We start from the raw sequence: 17,363 nt of genomic DNA on the forward strand, positions 1-17,363 counted from the left end.
ACATTTGGTAGGACAATTGCCGCTTCCCGAGCTAGATTATCCGGCAAAGCCGGACACACGGCGCCACGGGAGATCAAGGGTGCGGACATTCTGGTCCTGCCGGGATGCGCAACGATGCTGAGCGGGATCCCCGTTCGCCAAGCGCCTCGCGCCGCTGCCGTCACCCGGCGCACCCCGAAGGTGTCGAACGATGGCGACGTCGGTAGGATGTTCATGACTCCGGTCGTGCGCGCCAAGTCCACGGTCGGCTCCGCCTCCGCCCGGCGCAAGACGCGCACCCACCGCAAGGTACGGCCCGTTCCCCCGCACCGCGCCGCCGAATGTCCGACAGCGGACCGGCCGCCGTCGCACCGTTCAGGGAGACGCCCGCGATGACAGGCTTCCGCCATCCCCTCGCGCTCGCCCTGCTCGCGGCGACCCTGCCCGTCCCCACGCAGGCAGACCCCATTATCCAGACGCGGTTCACCGCCGATCCCGCGCCGATCGTGCATGACGGCGTCGTCTATCTCTACACCAGCCATGACGAGGACGATGCCGACGGCTTCAGGATGCTCGACTGGCACCTGTACAGCTCGACCGACATGGCGAACTGGACGGATCGCGGTACGGTCGCGTCGCTGAGGACCTTCCCATGGGCGAACCAGACCAACGACGCCTGGGCGCCGCAGGTGATCGCGCGCAACGGCAAATTTTACCTCTACGCGCCGATCACCGTCGCGGGATCGCCGCGCAACGTGATCGCCGTCGCGGTCGCCAACAGTCCCGCCGGGCCGTTCCGCGATGCGCTCGGCAAGCCGCTGATCGCGCCGGGCGAGGGCTTCTTCGATCCCACCGTCTGGATCGACGGGGACGGGCAGGCCTATCTGTATTGGGGGAATCCGGACCTGTGGTACGTCCGGCTCAACCCCGACATGGTGAGCTATTCCGGACCGGTCACCAAGGTGCAGCCGCGCCTCACCGACTATCAGGAAGGGCCGTGGTTCTATGGTCGCAACGGTCATTATTACATGGCCTTCGCCTCGACCTGCTGCTCCGAAGGCATCGGCTATGCAATGAGCGAGCGGCCGACCGGCCCGTGGACGTACAAGGGGCCGATCATGGACCACGACAGCCGCGCCACCGGCAACCACCCCGGCATCATCGACTATAAGGGCGGGTCCTATCTGTTCGGCTTCAGCTACGATCTCAACTTCGCGCTGACGCCGATCCACCACGAGCGTCGCTCCGTCTCGGTCGCGAAGTTCAGCTACAATGCCGACGGCACCATCCCCAACCTCCATTGGTGGGACAGGACCAGCGCTCCGCGGATCGGCACGCTCGATCCCTATAGACGGGTCGAGGCAGAGACGATCGCCTGGACGTCGCGGATCAAACGCGACCGCGATCGTCCCTATGCCTGGACGCCCGGCGTCACCACCGCCGGGGATGGCAACGGCGCCGTCTATGTCACCCGCACCGGCGATCGCAGCTACATCAAGGTCGCCGGCGTCGATTTCGGCGCGGGCGCACGCGCGTTCCGCGCCCGCATCGCCAACGGCACGCCCGGCGCGACGATCGAGCTGCGGCTGGATCGTACCGACGGGCCGGTGATCGGCACGCTGCCGGTCGGCGACGCGGGCGCGTGGCGGGAGAAGACCGCCGCCGTCTCCGCCGCGCGCGGCGTGCACGATCTGTACCTGATCTTCCGCGGCGGTGACACCGCGTCGCTGGTGGATGTGGATAGCTGGCAGTTCGATGCGATGCCGAGGGGAGCGAAGGCATGAAGGGGTATTGGATCGCTCCCGCTGCGGCGCTGTGTGCGACGGCCCCCGTCGTCGCGCAGGCGCCCACCGGCCTCGATGCGCTCGGGCAGGTGCAGGCGGTCGCGCCGGTGCCGGCCGATGCCGGATTCCACTACCGGCGCCTGCGCAACGGCGTGCAGTTCACGCTCGGCGGCGTGACCAAATCGCTGATCTTCTACGCCCCCGGCGTCGTGCGGGTGAGCGCGAACCTCGGCAAGTCCTATTGGACGGCCCGCAGCCTCGTCGTGATCCGCGCGCCCGGCGACGTGCCCTTCACCGTTGGCGACGACGCAGACACGCTTACGGTGAGCGACGCCAGACTGCGCATCGTCATCGACAAACGATCCGGTGCCGCCAGTTATTATGACGCGGCGGGCCGGCTGCTCACGCGCGAGAAGGCCGACGCGCCGCAGACGATCAGCAGACGCATGATCTCCGGCGCGCCGACCTACGAGGTGGAAAACCGGTTCACGCTCAAGCCGGACGAAGGCATTTATGGCTTCGGCTTCACCGCCGACGACGAGGTCAACCGGCGCGGCAAGGATCTGCTGCTGGTGCAGACCAACGTCGGCATCATCATCCCCGTTATGGTCTCGACGGAACGCTATGGCGTGCTGTGGGACAGCTATTCGCAGATGCGCTTCAGGGACGATGCGGACGGCGCCCGGCTCTGGGCGGAGAGCGCGCCGGGCGGTGTCGATTATTACGTCATGGCCGCCGACACGATGGACGGCGTGGTCGGCGCCTATCGCTGGCTGACCGGCGACGCGCCGATGTTCCCCAAACAGGCCTTCGGGCTGTTCATGAGCAAGGAGCGCTATCCGACGCAGGACCGCCTCGTCGACGTCGCGCGCACCTTCCGGCGCGAAGGCTTCCCGCTCGATTACATCGTGCAGGACTGGCAATATTGGGGCGGCGAGAAGGACGGCACCTGGTCGGGGATGATGTGGGACCCGAAACGCTATCCGGACCCGGTGGCGATGAGCCGCGACATCCACGATTTGCACATGAAGCTGATGGTGTCGATCTGGCCCTCGGTCGGCAACGACACGCCGCTCGCCCGCGCGCTCGACCGCCACGGCCTTCGCTTCCAGCCGCTGCACTGGATATCCAAGCAAGCCCGCGTCTACGACGCGTACAGCCCGCTCGGCCGCCAGATCTATTTCCGCTACGTCAAGTCCGGCCTGCTCGACAAAGGCGTCGACGCCTTGTGGATGGATGGCACCGAGGTCGAGGTCAGCTCGGCGATGTGGAATCCGGTCGACAATGTGCGGGACACCAAGGCGCTGGGTCGCAACGCGCTGGGCGACTTCACGCGCTACCTCAGTCCCTATTCGCTGCTGACGACGCAGGGCACCTATGACGGCGAGCGCGCCAGCAGCGACAAGCGCGTCTTCACGCTGACGCGCTCGGCCTGGGCGGGTGCGCAGCGTACCGCGGCGGCATCGTGGTCGGGCGACATTTACGCGAACTGGCGCACCTTCGCGCAACAGGTGTCGGGCGGCGTCAACGTTACCATCACCGGCAACCCTTATTGGACGCAGGACACCGGCGGCTTTTTCGTCAGCGACTTTCCCGGTGGCGAGAAGAGTCCGGCGTGGCGCGAGCTGTTCGCCCGCTGGTTCCAATATGCGACCTTCAACCCGATCATGCGCGTCCATGGTACCAGCGTCGAGCGCGAGCCGTATATCTTCAAGACGCTCGATCCGGCGGTCTACAAGACCCTGCTCGACAGCGCGCACCTGCGCTATCGCCTGCTGCCCTATATCTACAGCCTGAGCGCGCGGGTGACGTCGGACGGGTACACGCTGATGCGGGCCTTGCCGATGGATTTTCCCGACGACCCGGCGGTGCGCAGCATCAACGACAGCTTCATGTTCGGATCGTCATTGCTCGTCCATCCGGTGACGCGCGCGATGTACCATATCCTGCCCTCCGCGGCGGGTACGGTGCCGGCCGACGTCTTGCGCAGCGCCGACGGCAAGACCGGGCTGGCGGTCCAATATTTCGCCGGCGAGAATTTCGACAGGCCCGCCGGGCGTGCGCTCGATGCGACGATCGATCACACCTGGCCCGATCCGCCGCTCGCCGAACTGCCGCCGGGCCTCGGCTCGCTCGATCATTTCTCCGCGCGATGGCAGGGCGATCTGATCGCGCCGGAGGATGGCGAATATGAGATCGGCCTCACCGGCAACGACGGCATGCGCCTGTTCCTCAACGGCAAGCCCGCCATCGACGACTGGAATCGCAGCGCCACCCGTACCCGCACGGTGCGCAATACGCTCAAGAGGGGGGAACGGCTGCCGGTGCGGCTGGAGTTCTTCCACCCCGAAGGCGGACGCGTGTTCCGCTTCATCTGGCGGACGCCGGGTGCGTTGGCCCGCGATGCGGCGGTGCGCAACGCGCCGCGCGATCTGACGATGCGCACCTATCTGCCGCGCGGCACCAGCTGGTATGATTTCTGGACCAACGACCGCTATCCGGGTGGTCAGACCGTCGCACGCGCCGCGCCGCTGGACGTGATCCCGCTCTACGTGCGCGCCGGGACGATCCTGCCGATGGGACCCGTTCTCCACTATGCGACGGAGCAGCCAGATGCGCCGTATGACGTGCGCATCTATCCGGGCGCGGACGGCGATTTCACGCTGTACGAGGACGATAACGAGACCTACGCCTATGAAAAGGGCCAGTCGGCGCGCTACGATCTGCATTGGGATGACGGCCGGAGGACCCTGACGATCGGGGAGCGCCGTGGCACCTTCCCTACCCTCGTCAAGCGGCGGACGCTGCGTGTCACGCTGATGGCCGGTGCCGGCGGAGCGCCGGCGCGGCCACCGGAGACACGCCAAATCGCCTATGAAGGTCGGGCGCTCACGCTGCGTTTCTGACCGGATGCCTGCCGCGCACGTTCTGCGCCGGCGTGATGCGGCTCATCGGGCTCCCCTCGCCTGAGGTGCCGTGGAAAGGCCGGGCAAGCCCGGACAGAGGTGCCTGTGCTGCGGAAAGGTACATGATGCATGTCGTCGATCGACATGCCCGACCTTTTCGCGCGTCTTGCCGCACCTCATGGTTCGACAGAAATCACCGCCACCGACTTCGACGGCAGGGTCATCTGCACACGCCCCTGATCAACGCGCGCGGTGATCGGGCGCGGCACCACGCTATCGGGATGCTCATAGCTGTTGATCGCGTCGACGCGGTCCGCGGTCAGCACGGTTCCCGACGCCGAACGCCCACGGACACCGTCGATCTGCACGTCGATCCGCGCGGGCTGATTGGGATCGACGTTCGTCAGCGCGATCCACACCTTGCCATCGGTGCCGCGCGCCGCGATCGCATCGATGCGTGGCACGGTCACGTCGCCGAAGCGATAGCTGCCGGCATCGAAGCTGATCGGCAGCCGCGTCGCATCCTGGAACGGCACATACATTTTGAACAGATGATAGGTCGGCGTCAGGACCATCTTCGGACCATCGGTCAGGATCATCGCCTGGAGCACGTTCACCATCTGGGCGATCGCGGTCATCCGCACCCGGTCGGCATGGCGCGTGAACATGTTGAGGTTGATCGACGCAATGATCGCGTCGCGGATCGAATTCTGCTGGTGCAGGAAGCCGTCGCGGCTGCCGGGCAATTTCTCCAGCCAGACGCCCCATTCGTCGATGACGAGCGGCACCCTCTTCTCGGGATCGTAGGTGTCCATCACCGCCGAATGGATGCGGATCATGTCCTCCATCTTCAGCGTATCCTTGACGAGCGTGGCATATTCGCGCTCGCCGAAGCCGGTGCTGGCATATTTTGGCGGCCAGGCGACCCAGGTATAATTGTGCATCGACAGCCCCTCGATGCTCCACGCCCAGTCATGTCCCTTCCAGGCGCGCATGACCGCCTCGGTATAATCGGTGTTGGGCGATCCGGGGCCGACCGCGATCCTGCGCATCGGGTCGGTGCCGGCGACCGAGCCGCCGGCCGGATTGTCGGTGCCGTTCTGCTCGATGTTGAGATTGCGTGCAAAGCGCGCGTAGCGCTTCATCTCGTCGACATAATAGTCCGGCTTGTACGCACCGCCACAGCTCCAGCTTTCGTTGCCGATCCCGAGGAACTTGACCCGATAGGGCGCGCGGTGACCGTTGGCGGCGCGTTCCGCGCCCGCCGTCGTCCCGGGATCGGCGGTCATATAGGCCATCCAGTCGGCGGCCTCCTTGACGCTGCCCGACCCCATGTTGACCGAGATATAGGCGCCGGACCCGATCTGATCGAGGAAGTCGAAGAATTCGTCGGTGCCGAAATCGTTCTTCTCGAGCGCATTGCCCCAGCTGCCGTTCACCGTCACGGCGCGCTTCGCGCGTGGGCCGATGCCGTCACGCCAGTGATATTCGTCCGCGAAACAGCCGCCCGGCCAGCGCACGCTCGGCACCTTGAGCGCGCGCAGCGCGCCGACGACGTCGCTGCGGATCCCGCGGACATTGGGGATCGGCGAGTGGTCCCCTACCCAGATGCCGCCATAGATGCCCGACCCCAGATTTTCGGCAAACTGACCGAAGATGTTGCGATCGATCCGGGGGCCGGTGCCGTTGCCGGTGACCGTCACCTTCACCGCAGCCTGCTGCGCCGGCGCGGCGCTGCAAACCGTCGCCAGGGCGATCGCCGCCATGCCAAACCGTGCTTTCATGCCGCCCTCTCCCACCATCGCCGTCTGTCACGCGACGCTTTGCCGGAAGGGTAGGAACAGTTGGAGCGCGGCGCAACGATCATCACGGGCGGGCCGGACTGCTGATGGGCGAGGCCGATCACCGCTGGTCCGCTGCCGAACTACCGGTGGAGAAGGCGGAGCGCACGCTAGCCAAGGCGTCCGCGTACGGAAGGTCAGCGCTGCGAACCGCGGAGGCCAGCCTGCAGCCCCGGCAAGAACCGAGATGGGTTGGACGAATTTCGTTTGATATGCCTTTGTCGATTGCCGACGGTCGCGAGCGCTGACGGCGGTCGCAGCCTCCACCCGGTGAGCCTTTGTCGATCGATGTCGACCCAAGGATTGGCGCACCGTCTGGATCGGCGATGACGCGATCATCGGAGCTGGCGGCAGCGTCACGGGCGATGGTGCCGCCACGTCACGGTCGCGGGAATCCTGCATGCGCACTGGCCTCGACTATAGTTCAACAGTGATCATCGGCCTGATCGCTGTAACTGCAGGCATTCGACTCGCTGCATACGCCGCCCGACGTCCGGCACCTGTTCATCAATCTTGGCCCGGCGGCGCCCCGACACGCCGCGGCGCAAGGCGCAAACGCAACGTCAACAATAGGTTATCGACAGGACGAACAGGCGGATGGTAGCCTCCCGCGATACGGCGAAGGGGGTGTCAGCTGTCTAGAGTTCTCAAGGCGGCGGGAGGAGACCCACGGTTCGCGCCGACGACCACCAAGAAGCTTGCCCAGCGCATGCTGAGTGCGTCTCGCGAGATCGCAGCCTCCCTCCCCCATGGCTATCACGCGTCGACGCCGCTCGACACACTCCTGCTGCTCCATGTGGCGGAGGACGACGCCCGCTATCTCGAGATCGGCGAACTCGACGTTCCCGGCGCGACGTCGCCAAGAGTCGTGGCACGATGGGTGGCGGCACTGGAGAAGGAAGGGCTGATCGACCGGCGGGACAGGTTCCTGGCGCTCAGCGAGAAAGGTCATCGGCTCGTCATCGCCACCATGGAGGCCGTGTACGCGGCTCAGCGAGCGCTGGATTGACCATGCGAAACCGAGCCTAAGGCGTGGCACCCTCCGACGATGGGCCCTCCGTGTCGCCTGTCGGCGAGATCGGGGATCGGCCGAGCTTCATGCGACGCCTCGGCGCCGCCGTTCGACCGATCGACGACGCCGCGGAGATCCAAGCGACGGCCTGCGCCATGCTGGACGAGGAGTTCCGGGCGGATCGGAGCGGCTATGCGGAAATCTCGGCGACGGACGGGTCGGTGACGGTGGTCAGCGACACCGCCATCGTCTCTCCATATCTGATCGGGGATCATCAAACCGCCGCTTTCGCGATACCGTTATGCGACCGACTTCGCCGGGGCGCGGTCGATGTCCGTAGCGATGTCGCCGATGATCCCGCTTTGACCTCTGTCGAGAAAGCCGCTTATGCCGGCATGCGGGTCGGAGCCGCGATCGCCCTTCCGCTGTTCGAAGGTGTTGCGCTGTGCGCCTTCATCTTCCTGCACTACCGGCATCCCCGGAGCTTCAAGGATGCCGATGTCGAAATCCTGCAGGAGACGTCGGACCGATTGTCGACGGCCATCGATGCTTCGCGCGCCAAAGCCGCTCTGCGCATCAGTGAGGCACAGCTCGCGGCGGCATTCGAAAGCGTGCCCGCCGGGATTGCCATGCTCGACACGCAGGGCCGCATCGTCGTCGCGAACAGCGAATATCGCCGCTTCTTGCCGGGAGGCATCATGCCGTCGCGCGATCCGGCCAACCGGGGCCGATGGCAGGCATGGAACGACGAAGGCGGGGTACTCGCGCTTTACGATTATCCCGGCGCCCGCGCCTTGCGCGGTGAGCGCACCGTGCCTGGACAGGAAATGCTCTTCCGCGTCGATCAGGATCGGCATGTGTGGACCAGGGTCGCCACCGTTCCCATTCACGACGAACAGGGACGGGTCACTGGCCAGGCGAGCGTGATCAGCGACATCGATGCGCTGAAGCGCGCCTCCGAGGCGTTGCGGGAAAACGAGGCGCGTGCGCAGCTGCTGATCGACGGCGTCGCTTTGGCGACTTGGGAAACGGCCAGCGACGGGCTCGTTGAGACGGACAGCCCGAACTGGCGCGCCTATACGGGGCAAAGCTTCGACGAGTGGAAGGGCCAGGGCTGGCTCAGCGCGATACATCCGGACGATCGTACCGCCATCAGCGAGAAATGGCGCGAAACCGTTCGTAAGCGGCGCAGCATCGACGCCGAATATCGGCTGCGCAAGGCGAACGGCACCTACCGCTGGATGAATGTCCGCGCCGTGCCGCTGCGCGACGAGGCGGGTCACGTCGTCAAGTGGCTCGGCATGAACATCGATATCGACGAGCGCAAGCGGCTGGAACGGGCACTGGAGGGCAGCGAACGCCGCACCCGAGTCGTGCTCGAGGGAATCCCCCAGCTGCTCTGGCGGGCGGACTGCTCCACGGAATGGACTTGGGCCAGCCCGCAATGGCTGACCTTCACCGGTCAGTCCGAGGCGGACAGCCGAGGTTTCGGCTGGCTGCGCATCCTCCATCCCGCGGACAGGGCCGCGGCCTTGTCCGCCTGGACCGAAGCGGCAGCGGTCGGCTGCTTCGAGGGCGAGCACCGGTTGCGCCGGCAGGACGGCGCCTATCGGTGGTTCGCGATGCGCGCCAAGCCGATCCGCGACGCAGCCGGACACATCGTCGAATGGCTCGGCACCGCGAACGACATCGACGATCTCCGTCAGGCGCAGGCGCGCCAAGGCGTGATGGTCGCGGAGCTCCAGCACCGGACCCGCAACCTTATCGCGGTTGTGCAGGCGCTGTCAGAGAAGACGCTCGACGGCGCATCGTCGCTCGCCGACTTCAAGACGCGCTTCGCCGATCGCCTGTCGGCCCTCGCCCGTGTGCAGGGCCTGCTCTCGCACGCCTGCGCCGGCAGGAAGGTCACCTTCGACGCGCTGCTGCAATCCGAACTGTGCGCGCTCGGCGCCAACGATGGCGATACCCTGGATGCCCGCATCATCCTGCGCGGGCCATCCGGCATTCCGCTGCGGTCGGGCGCCGTGCAGGCTTTGGCGTTGGCGCTGCACGAGCTCGCCACGAATGCGGTCAAGCACGGCGCGTTGACCGTCGCATCGGGCAGGCTGGCGATTGCCTGGTCGGTGACGCGGCAGGATGGCCAACGCGGGATCCTGACCGTCGAATGGATCGAAAGCGGGCTGGCACCGCCCCGCGCCGCCGGGAAGGATACGCGCGTCGGTTACGGACGCGAGCTGATCGAACGGGCGCTCCCGTTCCAGCTGAAAGCCAGAACGAGCTACACCTTTACCGACGACGGCCTCCGCTGCACGATCAGCGTACCGGTGGTCGCGGATCGCCACGAGAGTGAGGAAGACCGATGAGCGAAGCCCTGCTGCACGATCGTCGCGTTCTGGTCGTCGAAGACGAATATATGATCGCCGAGGCGGTGAGCCGCAATCTCCGCAAGGCCGGCGCGACGGTGATCGGCCCCGCATCGGACGTGGAAGGGGCGCTGGCCTTGCTGCTGGAACACGACGATGTCGATTCCGCCGTGCTCGACATCAATCTGGGAGAGGCGAAGGTCTATCCGGTCGTCGACGTGCTGCTCGCCCGCGGCGCCAGATGCGTCTTCGCCACGGGCAACGATCGCGCCGATGTCCCCCCCGCCTATGCGTTGCTCAAACGGTGTGAGAAACCGATCGATACATCCTGCATCGTCAAGGCATTGCTCGACGGTGACGGGGGCGGGACACGCGCTGCGGGAACGGACGATCCATCCGCCATGACGAATCTCCGCGAATGCCTAGCTTACCTGATTACCGTTGCCGAGGAACACGGCGAAACGCTGCTCGTGGCAAAACTATGCGAAGCCGCAGACGTCGCAGCCGAGATATAAACGGCACCATCGTCGCGGGCATGAGGCGGCACGGCGGTCGATTCAAACACCCCTGACGCGGCCTCGATCAGATACGCCGGGCGGTCGGGCGGCTTCCGAGCTGATCGAGCGCGTCCGCATTGTCGCGACCCCAGGCGTAGAGCAGCTCCACCGGTTCGACGAAGCGTTGGCCGAGCGCCGTGAGCCTGTACTCGACGGCCGGCGGAATGGCGCTGAACACATGACGGGTGACGAGTCCCACCTCCTCCATCTCGCGCAGGGTCTGGGTGAGCATCTTCTTGGACACGCCGGGCAGGCTGCGCTGCAACGCCCCCGTCCGGCAGGCGCCCTGATGCCGGGCGTGCAGCGTGTGCAGAACCATGCTCGTCCACTTCGTCGCGAACAACGCCAGCACGCGCCGCGGCGCGCAATCCTCACGCCATTCGTCCTCGATCGATCCCGGCTGCATATGTGGTTACCTCCCGGTGCCTGGCCCCCTGTTTGGTGCCGTCTAGAACCCGGGCGATCCGCTGCCTAGCTCTGGACGATCGAGACACTGGGAAGGATCATCATGGCCAAGACAGCATTGGTGGTGGGCGCGAGTGGTATTGTCGGCAGCGCGACGGCAAAGCTGCTCGTCGAGCAAGGCTGGACGGTATACGGGCTCGCCCGACGTCCCACCGGACAAGCCGGCCTCCGTCCGATCGCGGCCGATCTGCAGGATGCCGCAGCGACGAAGTCGGCGCTCTCCGGCATCCATCCGGACGCCGTGTTCATCACCACCTGGCTGCGTCAGGACAGCGAGGCGGAGAACATTCGCGTCAATTCGGCGATGGTGCGCAACCTCCTCGATGGCTTGCCCAAGCCGACCGGGCCGAGACACGTCGCGCTCGTCACCGGCCTCAAACATTATCTCGGGCCGTTCGAGGCCTATGGCAAAGGCACGCTGCCGCAGACGCCGTTCCGCGAGGAACAGGGCCGGCTTGACGTCGAGAATTTCTATTATGCGCAGGAGGACGAGGTGTTCGCGGCGGCGGCGCGGGACGGCTTCAGCTGGAGCGTCCATCGCCCGCACACCGTGATCGGCAAGGCCGTCGGCAATGCCATGAACATGGGGACGACGCTGGCCGTCTACGCCACCCTCTGCCGCGAGACCGGCCGCCCCCTCGCCTTCCCCGGCTCGGCCGCCCAATGGTCGGGGCTGACCGACATGACCGACGCCGGCCAGCTGGCCCGACAGCTGCTGTGGGCCGCAGAGACGCCGGCCGCGCACGATCAGGCGTTCAACATCGTCAACGGGGATGTCTTCCGCTGGGCATGGATGTGGGGTCGCATTGCCGATTGGTTCGGGCTGGAGGTCGCGCCCTTCGATGGCACACCGCGGCCACTCGAACAGCAAATGGCGAATGATGGCCCGACGTGGCGTCGCATCGCCGAACGCGAAGGATTGGCCGAACCCGATCTTACCCGGCTCGCCTCCCCCTGGCATACCGATGCCGATCTCGGCCGCCCCATCGAAGTCGTGACCGACATGTCGAAGAGCCGCCGGCTTGGCTTCACGGCCTATCAGCCGACCGACGATGCCTTCTTCGCGCTGTTCGAGCAGCTGCGTGTCGATCGCCTGATCCCCTGACCCGACTTATACGAGAACGCCCATGACCCATGATCATCGCCACGATGCCGATTACGCCAGCCGCGACGCTGCCATCGCGATCAACACCTACACCACCGTCCTGAAGCGGCCGCAGGTTCCCCATGAGGTGTTCGCGACCTATTGGCGGGACGTACACGGACCGCTCTGCTCGCGGGTGCCGGGATTGGGGTGGTACGTGCAATATCATCTCGACCGCGAACAGGACGCGCACCTCTGGCCGGCGCAGGCGGGAATCGAACCCTTCCCCGACTATGTGCTCGATGGCGGGGTGGAGATCGGCTTCGCCGATGCTGCCGATCAGGCGACCTTCAACGAAGCATCGTCGATCCTCTTCTCCGACGAGCAGAATATGTTTGCTGCGACGATCGCCTATGCGCTGCCGCACGGCTCGCGGACGTTGGTCGACCGGATCGTCGACCCCAGTCCGAATGGCAACGATGCGTTCGATCGCATGCACATCCACTTCGGCCCGGGTGGCAAAGACCCGGACGCGTTCGCTGCGTTCATGACGGCTTTCGCCGAAACGCTCGCCGCCGACCCGGCGCTGCTGCGCGTCCGCCTGCATCTGCCAGAGGTCTATGATAATGGCGATCCCGCGCCCCCCGCGCCGGACGTGGCGCACACCGTTCCGCCGGAACGCGAGCGCCTGGCGATCCTCGATCTCACCTTCGCCACGCCGCTGGTTCGGCGACGCTTCTTCGCGTCCGACGTCTTCTCCGATACGGTCGAGGCGCAGAAGCAGCATATCGGCCACGTCACGGCGTTCGCGGTCAGCGGCATGTACACCTATGTCCGCGACAAGACGCTGACGCTTGCCGGTCTGAGGGGCAGCCGGCCGGCGCAGCTCATCGAGCGGCTCGGCGCGGTCAATCAGGCCGATGAGGCTGTTCGTCATCTGATGCTGACCGGCAGGCTCGATTGACGGTCGCGTGTCGGCTGCCGTCGTCAACGAGGATGGCCGCCGACCGACCCGCCCCTGAAGACCCACATTCGGCCGACCGAGGCGAACGGCTTGCGTCCCTGCCGATGCCGTTCGTCGATGAGGACCGCGTGCTGCCGCGCGCGGCGGCCACCCCGGAAGCCGGCGCCTCAGCCGGCCGATAGCCCGCTCATCCCATCGTAAGGTTCGCGGGTCATGGTCTCGTATCGAGCCGCCGTGACGATGCGGAGACTATGACACGACGCTCGGCTTCGTCCCTGGCTGCATAGACCGCAGCCTGATCCAAATGGGCCTTCTTCTCTTGAGGCGAGGCGGAAGCCGCTGCTGCTTCGAGTTCGGCAAGAGCGAGTCGCGCAAAATCGGTCTCCGCTGATCGCTTGGACAAGGCTGCTCCAGTCTCTCTGATCGGATTCGGGGTCTGGAGGTACGCACACCGCCGGGAAAATACGCCTCGACCCGACAGCAAGATCGTTCACCCGTTTGATCACGTCGACCAGCCGCGCCCGATACGTCTGGAGATTGGCTCTTGATTGTCGGTGGCCGGCCATCGGATCGACCTGTCGCAAGCTGGTCCAACGTTGGGACCCATTTGATGTGAGCATCGTACCGATTGAGCGGCTGTAACCGTATCGTCCCAAGAGCCATGGCAAGCCTCTGGTGAGCAACCCGCGGATGTTGCGCGGCATCATCTTCGTCGAACGCAACGGGCGGCTATCGATCCCCCGCCCGGGGCACAAATCCTCGACGGTCCGCAGCGACAGCGGGAGGCGCACGGACAGCAGCACCGCCAAGCGGATCACCGCAGGTGACGCGTTGACGTAGCGAAACGGACTGGCGGGCTTGCGCGGGCGGAACATATGCCCGCCCCACCCGCGTTCGCTTGGCAGCCGGTGCACCTGCTTTGACGGAGCCATTGGGCATCCTCCGCCCGCTGATCGAGCCTCGCGATACCGCGTCGACCATTTCGCGACGTCAAGCAGCAACGTCGCGCCAATCCTGCGGCTCGCCTTGATCATCGCTGTGTCGGCGGCAGGCGTAGCTGAACCGCGTCAGACGATCGTGTTCACGGTCTATGCAATCCGAGCTCGCCATCAGGGGGCATGGCCCGCCGGAAGACCACTTACCGCGATCGACGCCGCATGACGCCAAGGCCGCCAAAAGGTGTTCGCCGCCCTTGGCTGGAACGGATCAGACGCTGGTGGCGGATCGTAAGGCGTGGGTTCTAAGCGAGGTCTGACCGTCGCTTGATGCGGCCGGCGGGCGACGATCACGAGGGGTATGATGCAAGATCCACTGTCGCCGGCCGAACGCAGGATGCTGCACGTCTTGCACCGTAGCTGGCTCATTCCAGCGGTCGTGAAGAATGCGGTCAGGCGCGAATATGCTCAAGGCAATCCGGGCTTGGCGCTCGGCTTTCTGGCGCTGTGGCAGGTGGCTTTTTACGGCGCGACGACCGGACTGGTTCTGGCGATGATGAGGCTGTGAGGTCGATCGATCCTGCCGCGTGCATGGCTTCGGATCGCCATGGACGGCGCGGGTCCCAAATTGACCCCCAACCTTTTCTGGTAGGAGCATTGGAACGCGGATAGGCGGCCAGAATGAGCGAGCTTGAAAGACTGGTCCCATCAGGGGTTATTGATCAATGGGTGTCCCATCTGAGGCGGCAACGCTCGCGGGCGCAGGATGCGTTATGGTTGCTCGATCAGGGCTTCACGATCCACGACGGTCGCGACGGTATCGCCACTGCCGATGCTTCCAATCGCTGGCGACGAGAGCAGGCCGCGGTCGTGGATGATGTCAATCGGCTGCTGGAGCTCTACGATCGTATCAACCTGCGCTCCTCGGAGTTCGTCGCTGCGGAGCGTACGACGGGACGCAGAGCGACGGATCCGAAAAAGGCTAAAGAATAATCCAAGGCAGGGGCAAAAGCGTGAGCAGAGACAACACCATCAGCACGATCGAACGGGCGTTCCAGCTTGCGCGTGCCGGAGCGTGCCATTCGGTCGGCGACATCCGATCACAGCTGACCGCGGAAGGCCATGACGGCGTTCATGGTCATCTCAACGGGGCCAGCATCCAGCGTCAGCTGCGGGACGTTCTGGCGGCACGCGGCGTGGACGCAAAACCGGATGACGCAGACATAGGGTCTTGAGGCGGGAGTTGGGCAAGGTGCCATCGACGATGGTGCCGCCGAGCCCGACAACGATCCCGCTCAGTGTGTCTCGTGGAATTGCGGTGGATTGGGTCCGAGCTGGGCCGCACTTACGGCAGGCGAGGCATTGCCCTTGCCGACGAGCCGGGCCGTCCGACACTCCTCTTCCTCCTTGCTGCGCCATGTCTCTGCCTGGCCTGTATCATCCGCCTTCTGATAGGCCTGCTTCACCGCCCGCGCAGCCGCACAGCGCTCGGCGGCGCTGCCCTTGGCAAATGCAAGGTCGTAGGTCTGCTCAGCCTGTTTCGCCGGGCTTGAGCATGCCGCCAGCGCCAGGCCCATTCCCATCCCCACCAGAAGCCACCGCATCGCACGCTCCTCACCCATTCCGCGCCTGGCGCGATGGTACGGACACCGTCACGATCGACGGCGTCATCACCTGCACAAAGCTCTGAGCGACCGAGGACGTTCCCAATTTCCGCGACACGACAGGGTTGCTATTGCCGGAACATATGTAGAACGTCTTTGGTATCGATGAACTCGGAGTCGCCCATGTCGCCCCGCGAAAACCTTCGCCCACTCGCTGCTGCGTGCGGCGAGAGCCTCGCCGATCTGCCTGCGCGGATCTGGCGATCCGTGACCTATTCCGATCAATTTGTCACGCGAGGATTGTCTGGGCGCCTGCCATCGGTTGACCGGCTCCACCTCGTGAGCTGTCGCACCGTCGAAGAGCGGACGCTCGACGCCCGCGACCCATGGGGGCCGGCACATTGAGGCTGATGACACGCTCCGAGTTGCGGACACTGATCCGGGTGGCGTTCACCGTGCTGAAGCCTGCGCCGAAGCGGGTGATGGGCCTGACCGACGAGGCAGCGCGCGATGCGGTGGCCGAGGATCTGGTTCAGCGAATCATGGGCGAGCCGCGCAGCGAAACGGTGATCCTGCAACCCGACCTGACGGGCGGCGCCTATTCGCGGGTCGGCGAATGGGACGTCCACGAACCGCACCCATGCCCCGATCTGCTGAAACGATGATCGCGCGCTGTCGCCCCTGCCCAAGCAACGCCGTGGAAGCCGTCGACGAGCTTCATGTCGAGACGCTGTGGCACAGCCGCATCGCCACGATCCACGAACATCTCCCGGGGGATGGAGCCGACGCGAAGTGGCAGGCTGCGTTCCGCGCCTTTGCCCGTGCTGCACGGCAGGCGCTTCGATCGCAGATGCTGCCCCGCCTGCGTGCCGCTACTTCGTAACGTCGGGCAACCGGTTATTACCTCGCCGATCAAAGGCATTGTCGGTATCGACAGCATCGTGCGCCCGAATGGCGTTCCATTCCGCTTTCGTGTGGCAGATCCGTTTCGGCAGAATGGTGCCGGTGCTTGGATCTTGGCGGCATATCCTCTTCTCGCTGCCGTCGTTGCGGCTTGGGGATGGAGCGGCTTGGCCAGTGAAAGTCAGTGCGACGGAGGCCATCAACGCAAGAGCTATCATGGTATTCTCTCCCTTCGGCGGGAGGCTACGCCAATAGGTTACGTAAGCCAAGCTGACCCTGCTCGGCGCGACTGTATGGCGCGCGATGACGGATGACCATTATCGACCATTCAGAAGCACTGTGTCTCCACTCAAAAGCGGTCTTTTGTACATCCCGATTCGCAGTCGCTATCCGACTCGGGCTTCCCGGCCGCCATGATCCAGACTGCGCTCATATGTCACCTGGTGCCTGACGCGGCCGAGCACCGATGGCGGCGCTGATGCAACCGGCATACACCGGATACGGGCCGCCGCCTCGATAAGAACGGGCGAAAGTCCTGGAGGCGACGGTGATCCGTGTATGGCGTCATTAGCCAGGATCCGTGCTGGGCGGGGTAGCCTGGTATGGCGGCGTCAGCCTGTGGCGGCTGCTTGGCTATATCTGGGACGAGATCGTCATCGTCGCCGCCACGACGTCGACCGAGACGGTGCTGCCGCGGCTCATCCAGACGCTGCGCAAGCTCGGCTGCGAGGAGAGCGTCGTCGGCTTTGTCATCCCGGCCGGCTATTCGTTCAATCTCGACGGCACCTGCCTGTACCTCACCACGGTCGCGGTGTTTCTGGCGCAGGCGACGAATACCGAGCTGACCGTCTGGCACGAACTCGGGCTGATCGCGGTGCTGCTGCTCACCTCCAAGGGCGCGGCGGGGATCGCCGGGGCGGCGTTCGTCGTGCTGGCGGCGACGCTCAACACGACCGGGACGATCCC

At 65.4% G+C, this 17,363-nt stretch carries 16 protein-coding genes; 13 read left to right on the top strand and 3 right to left on the bottom strand.

Going from position 1 to position 17,363, the window contains the following annotated elements:
• Positions 1–371 precede the first annotated feature (371 nt).
• Positions 372–1,763 carry a glycoside hydrolase family 43 protein gene (locus V8201_RS10800; protein WP_336545287.1) on the top strand — a complete coding sequence of 464 codons (1,392 nt, stop codon included), beginning with the start codon at positions 372–374 and terminating at the stop codon, positions 1,761–1,763.
• On the top strand, positions 1,760–4,669 hold the full coding sequence (locus tag V8201_RS10805) for a TIM-barrel domain-containing protein (RefSeq protein WP_336545288.1): 2,910 nt from the start codon (positions 1,760–1,762) through the stop codon (positions 4,667–4,669). The genes V8201_RS10800 and V8201_RS10805 overlap by 4 nt, the downstream gene beginning before the upstream one ends.
• Positions 4,670–4,845: 176 nt before the next feature.
• Here the strand turns inward: V8201_RS10805 and V8201_RS10810 are convergent, their stop codons facing one another.
• Positions 4,846–6,453, bottom strand: a complete 1,608-nt coding sequence (locus V8201_RS10810) for an alpha-N-arabinofuranosidase (RefSeq protein WP_336545289.1) — start codon at positions 6,451–6,453, stop codon at positions 4,846–4,848.
• A gap of 766 nt (positions 6,454–7,219) precedes the next feature.
• On the opposite strand from V8201_RS10810, the gene V8201_RS10815 reads away from it, so the two are divergent.
• The 3 genes from V8201_RS10815 to V8201_RS10825 are packed head-to-tail and all read left to right on the top strand — an operon-like array spanning position 7,220 to position 10,400.
• Positions 7,220–7,519 (top strand): hypothetical protein, encoded by a 300-nt coding sequence (locus tag V8201_RS10815; RefSeq protein WP_037533674.1) that lies wholly within the window; start codon positions 7,220–7,222, stop codon positions 7,517–7,519.
• Between the two features lie 50 nt (positions 7,520–7,569).
• A complete protein-coding gene (locus tag V8201_RS10820; RefSeq protein ID WP_336545290.1) occupies positions 7,570–9,885 on the top strand; it encodes a PAS domain-containing protein in 2,316 nt (771 codons plus the stop codon).
• Entirely contained in the window at positions 9,882–10,400 is a 519-nt protein-coding gene (locus tag V8201_RS10825) for a response regulator (RefSeq protein WP_051583371.1), read from the top strand. The genes V8201_RS10820 and V8201_RS10825 overlap by 4 nt, the downstream gene beginning before the upstream one ends.
• Before the next feature lie 67 nt (positions 10,401–10,467).
• Here the strand turns inward: V8201_RS10825 and V8201_RS10830 are convergent, their stop codons facing one another.
• A complete protein-coding gene (locus tag V8201_RS10830; protein ID WP_037533673.1) occupies positions 10,468–10,848 on the bottom strand; it encodes a winged helix-turn-helix transcriptional regulator in 381 nt (126 codons plus the stop codon).
• Positions 10,849–10,950: 102 nt separating this feature from the next.
• Here V8201_RS10830 and V8201_RS10835 point away from each other — a divergent pair, with 102 nt between their 5' ends.
• From V8201_RS10835 to V8201_RS10860, 5 genes are all read left to right on the top strand, one after another.
• Positions 10,951–12,012, top strand: coding sequence for an SDR family oxidoreductase (locus tag V8201_RS10835; RefSeq protein WP_037533670.1), 1,062 nt, complete (start codon positions 10,951–10,953; stop codon positions 12,010–12,012).
• Between the two features lie 22 nt (positions 12,013–12,034).
• Positions 12,035–12,955 carry an EthD domain-containing protein gene (locus V8201_RS10840; RefSeq protein ID WP_336545291.1) on the top strand — a complete coding sequence of 307 codons (921 nt, stop codon included), beginning with the start codon at positions 12,035–12,037 and terminating at the stop codon, positions 12,953–12,955.
• 1,299 nt (positions 12,956–14,254) lie between these two features.
• Complete coding sequence (locus tag V8201_RS10850; RefSeq protein WP_152542217.1) at positions 14,255–14,458, top strand: hypothetical protein; 204 nt, start codon at positions 14,255–14,257, stop codon at positions 14,456–14,458.
• Positions 14,459–14,571: 113 nt separating this feature from the next.
• Positions 14,572–14,883: a hypothetical protein gene (locus V8201_RS10855; RefSeq protein ID WP_336545292.1), complete on the top strand. Its 312-nt coding sequence runs from the start codon at positions 14,572–14,574 to the stop codon at positions 14,881–14,883.
• Positions 14,884–14,903: 20 nt separating this feature from the next.
• Positions 14,904–15,125: a hypothetical protein gene (locus V8201_RS10860; protein WP_271299018.1), complete on the top strand. Its 222-nt coding sequence runs from the start codon at positions 14,904–14,906 to the stop codon at positions 15,123–15,125.
• 60 nt (positions 15,126–15,185) lie between these two features.
• On the opposite strand, the gene V8201_RS10865 is transcribed toward V8201_RS10860, so the two are convergent.
• Entirely contained in the window at positions 15,186–15,494 is a 309-nt protein-coding gene (locus V8201_RS10865) for a hypothetical protein (RefSeq protein ID WP_336545293.1), read from the bottom strand.
• A gap of 410 nt (positions 15,495–15,904) precedes the next feature.
• Between V8201_RS10865 and V8201_RS10870 the strand changes: the two genes are divergently transcribed.
• From V8201_RS10870 to V8201_RS10880, 3 genes are all read left to right on the top strand, one after another.
• A complete protein-coding gene (locus V8201_RS10870) occupies positions 15,905–16,159 on the top strand; it encodes a hypothetical protein (protein ID WP_271299020.1) in 255 nt (84 codons plus the stop codon).
• 32 nt (positions 16,160–16,191) lie between these two features.
• Positions 16,192–16,377: a hypothetical protein gene (locus V8201_RS10875; RefSeq protein WP_336545294.1), complete on the top strand. Its 186-nt coding sequence runs from the start codon at positions 16,192–16,194 to the stop codon at positions 16,375–16,377.
• A gap of 600 nt (positions 16,378–16,977) precedes the next feature.
• Positions 16,978–17,363 (top strand): cation:dicarboxylate symporter family transporter (locus V8201_RS10880; protein WP_336545295.1); only part of this gene is annotated, 386 nt, incomplete at its 3' end.

The sequence above is a fragment of the Sphingomonas kyungheensis genome, assembly GCF_037120395.1.
Taxonomy (GTDB): Bacteria; Pseudomonadota; Alphaproteobacteria; order Sphingomonadales; family Sphingomonadaceae; genus Sphingomonas; species Sphingomonas kyungheensis.

Bases quoted from the DNA above. Each gene is read 5' to 3' on its own strand.
- V8201_RS10800 (WP_336545287.1), top strand. From the start codon at position 372: ATGACAGGCTTCCGCCATCCCCTCGCGCTCGCCCTGCTCGCGGCGACC.
- V8201_RS10805 (WP_336545288.1), top strand. From the start codon at position 1,760: ATGAAGGGGTATTGGATCGCTCCCGCTGCGGCGCTGTGTGCGACGGCC.
- V8201_RS10810 (WP_336545289.1), bottom strand. From the start codon at position 6,453: ATGAAAGCACGGTTTGGCATGGCGGCGATCGCCCTGGCGACGGTTTGC.
- V8201_RS10815 (WP_037533674.1), top strand. From the start codon at position 7,220: ATGCTGAGTGCGTCTCGCGAGATCGCAGCCTCCCTCCCCCATGGCTAT.
- V8201_RS10825 (WP_051583371.1), top strand. From the start codon at position 9,882: ATGAGCGAAGCCCTGCTGCACGATCGTCGCGTTCTGGTCGTCGAAGAC.
- V8201_RS10830 (WP_037533673.1), bottom strand. From the start codon at position 10,848: ATGCAGCCGGGATCGATCGAGGACGAATGGCGTGAGGATTGCGCGCCG.
- V8201_RS10835 (WP_037533670.1), top strand. From the start codon at position 10,951: ATGGCCAAGACAGCATTGGTGGTGGGCGCGAGTGGTATTGTCGGCAGC.
- V8201_RS10840 (WP_336545291.1), top strand. From the start codon at position 12,035: ATGACCCATGATCATCGCCACGATGCCGATTACGCCAGCCGCGACGCT.
- V8201_RS10850 (WP_152542217.1), top strand. From the start codon at position 14,255: ATGCAAGATCCACTGTCGCCGGCCGAACGCAGGATGCTGCACGTCTTG.
- V8201_RS10855 (WP_336545292.1), top strand. From the start codon at position 14,572: ATGAGCGAGCTTGAAAGACTGGTCCCATCAGGGGTTATTGATCAATGG.
- V8201_RS10865 (WP_336545293.1), bottom strand. From the start codon at position 15,494: ATGCGGTGGCTTCTGGTGGGGATGGGAATGGGCCTGGCGCTGGCGGCA.
- V8201_RS10870 (WP_271299020.1), top strand. From the start codon at position 15,905: ATGACACGCTCCGAGTTGCGGACACTGATCCGGGTGGCGTTCACCGTG.